Consider the following 8,841-nt stretch of genomic DNA (forward strand, 5'->3'; position numbering starts at 1 on the left):
CCGCCCTACGCCGCCTGTTGTTGATGCTGCCCAGCTTCGGGCCTTTCCGAAACGCAAGGTGCGGTCCGGCACCGGGGAGCGTTCAAGCCTCTCGACGCATCATGGCCGGGCTTCGTCCCGGCCATTCGCGTCTTCAGCACAACCACAGCCTCCGCCGTGCATTTCCGCCGCTGCGTCGCCGGATGAGCATCCATCCGCAAATCCCTGTGCAAACGGGCCAATCCGGCCCAAACATGGAACCGCGCCCGCTCCCGGCCTATTGACCCGCGCGCCCCCGCCCCCTACACAGCCCCCCACGTGAGCGCGTAGCTCAGCCGGTAGAGCACGTGACTTTTAATCATGGGGTCGAGGGTTCGAGTCCCTCCGCGCTCACCATGAAATCCATTTTAGCAAGATGACTGCGGATCGCCGCCTAGGCTAATGCCTCTGTGATTGTTGGCGCGCCGCGTGTCCGACAGGCGCACAAGCTTCGTTCTGACACATCGCTTTCGAGCCGCATCCTTGCCATCTCCTATCTGAGAAAATCCGGAGGAGGATGGGAGTGCTCTGGGCTTTGCTAGCCATTTTGGTCGTCGCCGGCGTGGCGGCCATCGTCAATGACGGCGTCTACTCCGGCAGCCTGTTCGAGTCCGACCTGGTGATCCGCACAGCGGTGCTGATGGCGCTGGCGCTCTTCATCGGGCGGGGCTTGTTCCGGCGCGGGGCGTCGGCGAACTGGCTGAAATACGGGGCGATCTGGCTGGCGATCGCGCTCGGCATTGCGCTGCTGTATCGGTGGACGACCTGACAGGCCGACGCGCTCTGGCCTTTCGGACCGCATGATCGACGCGCCCGCGCGCCTCGTAACCAATGTGCCGCACGAGTCGGGCGCTGATGCGATGCGCTCGTAGTTGCAGAGCAGCACATTTTCCTCGTTGGGCTCCCCGCCTCGCACACGCCGTTTCATGACGAAACGCCGCCAAGGCAAATCGACCTTATTTTTCAGCGTGCGTTGACTTGCCGGCCGCGTCTGGCAGAGTTTGCTCGTTCGATCTCGTTTGGGGTCGGATCGCGGGATTTGACGGAGCAGCTTGCGCCGCGGGTTTAATCGCTAAAGCGCCACGACATGGTCGTGGGCTCCTTGTTACTTGGAGACCGGCTCATGAAGAGCATTGCTTCACACTCTGACGTCTCGACACTCGGTGCCGCAAAGATCAACGTTTCGATCGCTGCGCCGCAGCTGATGACCTCGGCCGGACTGGCCCCCTCCTCCTCGCGGTGTTTTTGCTGTCCTTGTACGCTCGGCTGACGCCGGCGCGATCCAGCACGTTTCTCATCACCGATCATCAGGATTCTCAGGAGGCACTGGCTTGGCCAGTTGAGCACTCATGTCCGACGCTTACGTCATTGAAGTTCACTCGCGCACCGCCGGCATCGTCGTCCGGGACGGCCGCAACTACTGCTTCTTCGCCTCGCACCACGACTTCAACAGCCTGGAGCGCCAGGAATTCGGCTCGCTGATCGCGGCCCAGAAGGCGGCGACACGTTGCGCGAAGGAAGCCCGTCCGCGGCTGCAATAGGCCCTGCGCCGCGCATCAGCGCTGACAAGGGCAGGTCGTGCCGGAGCTCTACGAAGCCCGGCGACCCGTCCGAAGCGCACGCCGCACTCCCGCAAAACGAAAATCTCCCGGCGCCATCGCCGGGAAAACATCAGCCTCGTTTCGAGGCCGAATTCGAAATGGCCGCACGCTGTGGCGGCTTGTAGTTTCCATCCACCATGACCACCCCGATGGTCATCACCCGAGGTTCGCATCACATGACACGGAAGTTCGCATTCGCCGCTGCGGCGCTCGCCGCGCTGTCGGCGTTTTCTCCCGCCTGGGCCAACGACGTGGTCCGCATCGGCACCACTGCCGGCCCCTATGCGGAGATCCTGCGCTATGCCGGCGACATCGCCGCCAAGCAGGGCATCGAGCTGAAGATCACCGAATTCACCGACTACACGGTGCCGAACGCGGCGCTGGCGCAGGACGATCTCGACATCAACAACTTCCAGCACCAGCCCTATCTCGACAATCAGGTGGCGCAGCGCGGCTACGACATCGTCTCGATCGCCAAGAGCATCATCGTGCCGATCGGAATCTACTCCAACAAGGTCAAGAGCATCGCCGACATCAAGGACGGCGCCACCGCGGCGATTCCGAACGACCCATCGAACGGCGCGCGCGCGCTGCAGCTGTTCGAGAAGGCCGGGCTGATCAAGCTGAAGCCGGGCATCGGCATCAAGGCGACGATCGCCGACATCGCCGACAATCCCAAGAAGATCAAGATCGTCGAACTCGACGCGGCGCAGCTGCCGCGCTCGCTGAACGACCTCGATTTCTCGGCCGTGAACCTCAACTACGCGCTCAGCGCCGGGCTCGACCCGAAATCTGCGCTGCTGCTGGAGGGCGCCGACAGCAACTGGAATCTGGTGTTCGCGGTGCGCGCCAAGAACAAGGACAATCCGGTGCTGAAGAAGTTCGTCGAGATCTATCGCTCGCCGGAAGTCAAAGCCTTCACCGAGCAGCGCTTCAACGGCACCATTCTCACCACCTGGTAACAGCTCCCTCGCCTCACACCTGCGACCGGCCGCCGTTGCGCGGCCGGTTTGCGTTCAGGACCTCCACCATGACACACGCCGCCGACGACCGTCCGTATTGGGACGCCAAGCTCGAAACCCAGTCGCGCGCCGACTGGGACGCCCAGAAACTCGCGCTGCTGCAGAAGCACGTCGCCCACGCCTATGCCGGCTCGCCGGCCTATCGGGCCGCGTTCGACGCCGCCAAGGTGTCGCCCGGCGAAATCAAATCACTCGACGACATCCGCCGCTTTCCGCTGATCGACAAGGCCACGGTGCCGCCATTCGGCGATCTCGTCGCGGTGCCGGAGCGCGACATCGTCTACATCTCGGCGTCGTCCGGCTCGACCGGCGTGCCGACCGCCTCGCCGTTCACGCAAGCCGATTTCGACGGCTGGATCGACTACGAGGCGCGGCAATTCTGGTCGTCGGGGATGCGGCCCTCCGACCGCTATGTGCACTCGCTGAACTTCTCGCTGTTCATCGGCGGCCCCTGCGTGCTCGGCGCGCAGAAGCTCGGCGCGCTGACGATCCATGCCGGTACGCTGCCGTCGGAGCGGCTGCTGCAGATCATCCGGCAATTCCAGGCGACGGTGATCTGGACCACACCGTCCTACGCCTGGTACCTCGGCGAAACCGCCGTCAAGGAAGGCTACGACCTGCGCAAGGATCTCAGCGTCCGCCGCATCTTCGTCGCCGGCGAGCCCGGCGGCTCGATCCCGGAGACGCGCGACCGCATCGAGCAGCTGTGGGGCGCCTCGGTGTATGATTACTACGGCCTGTCCGACATTTTCGGCTCCTGCGCCGGAATGTGCGAGCAGAAGGACGGGCTGCACTGGGCCGAGGATCACATCCTGGTCGAAGTCGTCGATCCGGACAGCGGCGAGCCGGTGAAGCCGGGCGATCGCGGCGAGATGGTGCTGACCACGCTGCAGAAGGCGGCGCGGCCGATGATCCGCTTCCGCACCGGCGACATCGTCAGCTTCAATCCGGAGCCATGCCGCTGCGGCCGCACCGCGATCCGGCTCAACGGCGTCCATGGCCGCCGCGACGACATGCTGATCATCAAGGGCGTCAACCTGTTCCCGAGCGACGTCGAGGCGGTGGCGCGGCAGGACCACGAGCTCACCGGCGAATATCGGCTGGTGGTCGAGCGCATCAATCATCTCGACCGGCTCACCGTCGAGGTCGAGCATATCCGCGGCTACAACGGCGCGCCGGAGCACCTCGCCGACCGCTTCGGCCGCCGGCTCAAGGCCGTCACCGGCGTCTCGGCCGCGGTGTCGGTACTGCAACCCGACACGCTGCCGCGCGCCACCCACAAGGCCAAGCGCGTCGAGGATCGCCGCAGCGGCGTGTGGAGCTGAGGCGTCCGCTTAGGCCTGCTGCTTCGGCGCCGCGAGCTGCATCGCGGTGCGCTTGATGGTCTTGGCGACCAGCAGCGCCTGCTCCTTGGTCATCGCGAAGTCCTGCACGCCCTTCTGGGTGGTCAGCGACAGGATCATCACCTCCGGCTGGTTCTCCGGCCAGCCGGTGGCGAAGCCGTGGACGAAATCGGCCGAGGTTGAACGCTGGGTCATGGATCGAACTCCTTGCAAGCTGGCGGGCTTGTTGGCTGAAACCCGCCGGGCTTGCAAGGCCCGCTGAGGTCGTCCGGGATCGGCCTAGCGCGCCGGCACGAACGCCGTGACCTCGATCTCGACCTTGGCGCGGGGATCGACCAAGCCTGAGATGTACAGCAGCGTCGACGGCGGGAAATGCCGGCCCAGCGTCTCGCGCCACGCCGCGCCGATGCCAGGACCCGCGGCGGCGTATTCCTCGCGGCTGGTCAGGTACCAGGTCAACCGCACGATGTGCTCCGGCCCCGCCCCGGCCTCGCGCAGCAGCGTCACCACGCGCTTCAGCGCGGCGCCGACCTGAACGGCGAGATCGTCCGATTCGTACTCGCCCTGATCGTTGGTGCCGGTCTGGCCCGCGAGCACCAGCCACTGCCCGGGCCCGATGAAGGCGACGCCGTGCGAAAAGCCCTTCGGCTTGGCCCAATCCGCTGGCTGCAAGGTCCGCATCCAAATCTCTCCCGTTTTGACGAGCCGACTGCCGCGGCCCTTGGCATTTGAAGATCTGCCCATCGGGACACAGGACATGGCGGAAATCAACCGCGCGCATACCCGCAGCGGTTGCCAAGCGCGGCACGGTCGCCGATACAGCAGGCGGAAACGCCGCGGCGATCAGAACAGCAGAACAAACCGCCCATGACCCGACACCCTTCGAAGAGCATGGCCGCGCTGTGGATGGCCGGCTGGCTCGGCCTGATGGTGATCATCGCCGTTGCCGGACGCGAAGCCGCGCGCGAGCTGCATCTGTTCCAGGTGATGGAACTGCGCTCGACGCTCGGCTTCCTGATGCTCTACCCGTTGATCCGGACCGCCGGTGGCTTCGCCGCGATGGGAACCACGCGGCCGTGGTCGCATATCGGCCGCAACGTGGTGCACTACGCCGCGCAGTATTGCTGGTTCGCGGCGCTGCTGATGATCCCGATCGGTCAGGTGGTGGCGATCGAATTCACCATGCCGATCTGGATTGCGATCCTGGCGGCGATCTTCCTCGGCGAGCGCCTCAACGCCGGCAAGATCACCGCGGTGCTGCTCGGCCTAATCGGCGTGATCGTCATCGTGCGCCCCGCCACCGGTTCGGTCGAGCCCGGACAGCTGGTCGCATTGGCTGCCGCGTTCGGCTTCGCGATTTCGATCACCCTCGTGAAGTCGCTGACCCGCATCGACAGCACGCTGACCATCATGTTCTGGATGCTGGTCATCCAGTCGGCACTCGGCTTCCTGCCGGCGATCTATGTCTGGCAGTGGCCGTCGACGATCGGCTGGAGCTGGATCGTCGTCATCGCGTTCTGCGGCACGTTCTCGCACTACTGCATGGCGCGGGCGCTGACTTACGCGGACGCCACCATCGTGATCCCGATGGACTTCCTGCGCGTGCCGCTGACCGCGACCGCCGGCTGGCTGCTCTATAGCGAGCGGCTCGACCTCTACACCGTGCTGGGCGCAGCGCTGATCCTGTGCGGCAACCTGCTGAATTTGCGCAGTGCGCCGCGGGCTCCGGTCAGCAAGCAAGCGCAGTAAGCGCTCCGCCGGGTCGGCGCCGATTACAGCCCATTGCCGATTACAGCCCAGCGGCCTTGCGCAGCGCCGCGTTGATACGATCCTGCCAGCCTGGACCGTCGGACTGGAAATGTTCGAGCACGTCCTGATCGATCCGCAGTGACACCATCTCCTTGACGCCCGGCAGCGCCGGCCGCTTCACCACCGGCGTTTCGACCGGCTTGGTCGTCACCTTCTTGAAAGCCGCTTCGGCTTCACTGCGGGCATCGTTCAGAGTGCGTGGACGGCGTGGCGGTTGAGACATGGTGTCCTCTTCGGCGCATGGTTAGTCAGCGGCGCTGACGGATCGACGATGGTGCAACGGACGAACTCGAACAATGCGCGCCCGATTGGTAACTAACTGTTTACGACGGCGTGCCGCGTGAATGCCCAGATTGCGCAGTCGCTACGCAGCGGAGCTGCGACGTCGCGCCGCTGCGGTGCAAGCGCTGCATCGCAGAAACGAATTTCTCGAAACGAACGTATTTCTGTTGCGACATCGTCAGAGTTCCAGGTGTATAGTTCGTGCAACTCGGAAGATCAGCCCCACTGGATGTTGAGGAGGTCACGATGCCAGCGCTCGCTGAGTTCCTGTCGACCAATACCCCTCGTCCGGCTCCGCGTGGTTGCGAGCTGCCGGCCTGCCCGGTCTGCGCCGATTCGATGATCGCAGCCGAAGCCTCGGCGTATCTCACCGAAAACGTCATCAGCTATCTGTGGACCTGCGACACCTGTGGTTACGGCTTCGTGACCAAGCATGCGGTGAAGCGTTTCGCCTGCAACTGATCGCGCCGCACCAGGCGTCGTCATGACGCACTCTCGCGAGGCGCGATGTCGCCTCTCGCCCAATTCTCCCGCGTCTGTGCGCGAAATTGTTCGAAGGTGCCTGCCGCGATCGCCGCACGGATGTCGCGCATCAGGTGCTGATAATACGCGATGTTGATCTCGGACAGCAGCATCGCGCCGAGCGTCTCTCCCGACTTGATCAGATGATGCAGATAGGCGCGCGAGCAATTGCGGGTCGAGGGCCAGTCGCTGGTCTCGTCCAGCGGACGCGCATCGTCGGCGTGGCGGGCGTTGCGCAGATTGACCGGACCGAATTTCGTGAACGCGACGCCGTGACGGCCGTTCCGCGTCGGCATCACGCAGTCGAACATATCGATGCCGCGCGCCACCGCTTCGAGAATGTCCTCGGGCGTGCCGACGCCCATCAGATAGCGCGGCCGGTCGGCGGGCAGGATCGGCGCCGCCTCCTCGATCATCGCCAGCATCACCTCCTGCGGCTCGCCGACCGCGAGGCCGCCGATCGCGTAGCCGTGGAAGCCGAGCTCGATCAGGCCGCGCGCCGAGGCGTGGCGCAGCTCCGGCACGTCGCCGCCTTGGACGATACCGAACAGCATATGCCCTTGCGGCGCGCTCTCGAAGGCGCGCTTGCAGCGATCGGCCCAGCGCAGCGACAGCTGCATCGCCCGGTCGATATCGGCGTGCTCGGCCGGCAGCCGCACGCACTCGTCGAGCTGCATCGCGATGTCGCTGCCGAGCAGCAGCTGGACCTCGATAGCGCGCTCGGGCGACAGCTCGATCGCCGCGCCGTCGATATGCGAGCGGAAGGTGACCGCCTTCTCGGTGACTTTGCGCAGCTGCGCCAGCGACATCACCTGAAAGCCGCCGCTGTCGGTCAGCATCGGGCCGTTCCAGGTGGTGAAGCGCTGCAGTCCGCCGAGCGCGGCGATCCGCTCTGCGCCCGGACGCAGCATCAGGTGATAGGTGTTGCCCAGGACGATATCGGCGCCGGCGTCGCGCACCTCGCGCCAGTGCAGCCCCTTCATCGCGCCGGCAGTACCGACCGGCATGAAGGCGGGCGTGCGCACCACGCCGTGCGGCGTGGTCAGCCGGCCGGTACGCGCCGCGCCGTTGGTGCCAAGCAGTTCGAAATGGTTGGGCACGCTCATACGGAGACTGGCTCCCGGAACAGCAGGCTGGCGTCGCCATAGGAGTAGAAACGATAGCCGGAGTCGATCGCGTGGCGATAGGCCGCCTGCATCGTCTCAAGCCCGCAGAACGCCGACACCAGCATGAACAGCGTCGAGCGCGGCAGATGGAAATTGGTCATCAGGATATCGACCGCGCGAAACCGATAACCTGGCGTGATGAAGATCGACGTCTCATCGGCGAACGGCGCGATGGTGCCGTCGGGGCGCGCGGCGCTCTCCAGCAGCCGCAGCGAGGTGGTGCCGACTGCAACGATGCGGCCGCCCTGCGTGCGCGCCGTATTGAGCGCGTCGGCGGTGGCCTTGCTGATCGTGCCCCACTCGGCATGCATCTTGTGCTCGGCAGTGTCGTCGGCCTTCACCGGCAGGAACGTCCCGGCCCCGACATGCAGCGTCACCCGGTGCAACGCCACGCCGCGCGTCGCCAAAGCCGCGTCGAGGTCGGGCGTGAAGTGCAGCCCGGCGGTCGGCGCCGCGACGGCACCTTCGTTGGCGGCGAACATGGTCTGGTAGTCGGCCGCGTCCTGCGCGTCCGCGGCGCGCTTGGACGCGATATAGGGCGGCAGCGGCGTGGCGCCGAGTTCGGCGATCGCCTGGTCGAGCGCCGGGCCGTGCAAGCTGAAGCTCAGCGTCACCTCGCCGGCGTCACCCTTGGCCTCCACGGTGGCGTCGAGATGACCGAGCAGGCAGACACGGCCGTCATGGCCGAACCGCACCACATCGCCCTCACTGAGCTTCTTGGCGGGCTTCACCAGCGCCTGCCAGCGCGAGCCGTCGAGCCGCTTGATCAGCGTCGCGTCGATCTTCGGCTCGGTGGCGCGGCCGATGCGGCGGCCGGCGAGCTGCGCGGCGATTACCCGCGTGTCGTTGACGACCAGCTGATCGCCGGGGGCAAGCAGCGCCGGCAGATCGCGCACGATGCGATCCTCGAGCACCGCGCCCGGGCGCACCACCAGCATCCGCGCAGCATCGCGCGGCGACACCGGCCGCAGCGCGATGTTGTCGGTCGGCAGATCGAAGTCGAACAGGTCGGTGCGCATTTGGGGTCTGCACGGCGTGCTCCCTCTCCCCGCTTGCGGGGAGAGGGTCGGGGTGAGGG

The 8,841-nt window shown here is 65.7% G+C and carries 11 protein-coding genes and 1 tRNA gene; 7 read left to right on the forward strand and 5 right to left on the reverse strand.

The window, feature by feature from the left end; genetic code table 11:
• Nucleotides 1–299 precede the first annotated feature (299 nt).
• From IP86_RS18690 to IP86_RS18715, 5 genes are all read left to right on the forward strand, one after another.
• Nucleotides 300–375 (forward strand) — tRNA-Lys (locus tag IP86_RS18690).
• 160 nt (nucleotides 376–535) lie between these two features.
• On the forward strand, nucleotides 536–787 hold the full coding sequence (locus tag IP86_RS18695; RefSeq protein ID WP_054163940.1) for a hypothetical protein: 252 nt from the start codon (nucleotides 536–538) through the stop codon (nucleotides 785–787).
• 580 nt (nucleotides 788–1,367) lie between these two features.
• Nucleotides 1,368–1,559, forward strand: coding sequence for a hypothetical protein (locus IP86_RS18705; RefSeq protein WP_054163942.1), 192 nt, complete (start codon nucleotides 1,368–1,370; stop codon nucleotides 1,557–1,559).
• Nucleotides 1,560–1,795: 236 nt separating this feature from the next.
• Complete coding sequence (locus IP86_RS18710) at nucleotides 1,796–2,581, forward strand: MetQ/NlpA family ABC transporter substrate-binding protein (RefSeq protein WP_054163943.1); 786 nt, start codon at nucleotides 1,796–1,798, stop codon at nucleotides 2,579–2,581.
• A 68-nt stretch (nucleotides 2,582–2,649) separates the two neighbouring features.
• Nucleotides 2,650–3,966: a phenylacetate--CoA ligase family protein gene (locus tag IP86_RS18715; protein ID WP_054163944.1), complete on the forward strand. Its 1,317-nt coding sequence runs from the start codon at nucleotides 2,650–2,652 to the stop codon at nucleotides 3,964–3,966.
• 9 nt (nucleotides 3,967–3,975) lie between these two features.
• Here IP86_RS18715 and IP86_RS18720 read toward each other — a convergent pair whose 3' ends face one another.
• Together IP86_RS18720 and IP86_RS18725 are read right to left on the reverse strand one after the other, a co-directional pair.
• Entirely contained in the window at nucleotides 3,976–4,179 is a 204-nt protein-coding gene (locus IP86_RS18720) for a hypothetical protein (RefSeq protein WP_054163945.1), read from the reverse strand.
• 84 nt (nucleotides 4,180–4,263) lie between these two features.
• Nucleotides 4,264–4,665 carry a RidA family protein gene (locus tag IP86_RS18725; RefSeq protein WP_054163946.1) on the reverse strand — a complete coding sequence of 134 codons (402 nt, stop codon included), beginning with the start codon at nucleotides 4,663–4,665 and terminating at the stop codon, nucleotides 4,264–4,266.
• A 186-nt stretch (nucleotides 4,666–4,851) separates the two neighbouring features.
• On the opposite strand from IP86_RS18725, the gene IP86_RS18730 reads away from it, so the two are divergent.
• Complete coding sequence (locus tag IP86_RS18730) at nucleotides 4,852–5,733, forward strand: DMT family transporter (protein ID WP_054163947.1); 882 nt, start codon at nucleotides 4,852–4,854, stop codon at nucleotides 5,731–5,733.
• A gap of 40 nt (nucleotides 5,734–5,773) precedes the next feature.
• Here the strand turns inward: IP86_RS18730 and IP86_RS18735 are convergent, their stop codons facing one another.
• Complete coding sequence (locus IP86_RS18735; RefSeq protein WP_054163948.1) at nucleotides 5,774–6,016, reverse strand: BrnA antitoxin family protein; 243 nt, start codon at nucleotides 6,014–6,016, stop codon at nucleotides 5,774–5,776.
• Between the two features lie 305 nt (nucleotides 6,017–6,321).
• Here IP86_RS18735 and IP86_RS18740 point away from each other — a divergent pair, with 305 nt between their 5' ends.
• Entirely contained in the window at nucleotides 6,322–6,537 is a 216-nt protein-coding gene (locus IP86_RS18740; protein ID WP_054163949.1) for a hypothetical protein, read from the forward strand.
• Nucleotides 6,538–6,557: 20 nt separating this feature from the next.
• On the opposite strand, the gene tgt is transcribed toward IP86_RS18740, so the two are convergent.
• Together tgt and queA are read right to left on the reverse strand one after the other, a co-directional pair.
• Complete coding sequence (gene tgt, locus IP86_RS18745; protein WP_054163950.1) at nucleotides 6,558–7,703, reverse strand: tRNA guanosine(34) transglycosylase Tgt; 1,146 nt, start codon at nucleotides 7,701–7,703, stop codon at nucleotides 6,558–6,560.
• Nucleotides 7,700–8,782 (reverse strand): tRNA preQ1(34) S-adenosylmethionine ribosyltransferase-isomerase QueA, encoded by a 1,083-nt coding sequence (gene queA / locus IP86_RS18750; protein WP_082364094.1) that lies wholly within the window; start codon nucleotides 8,780–8,782, stop codon nucleotides 7,700–7,702. The genes tgt and queA overlap by 4 nt, the downstream gene beginning before the upstream one ends.
• Nucleotides 8,783–8,841: the final 59 nt, after the last annotated feature.

It is taken from the genome of Rhodopseudomonas sp. AAP120 (assembly GCF_001295845.1).
Taxonomy (GTDB): Bacteria; Pseudomonadota; Alphaproteobacteria; order Rhizobiales; family Xanthobacteraceae; genus Rhodopseudomonas.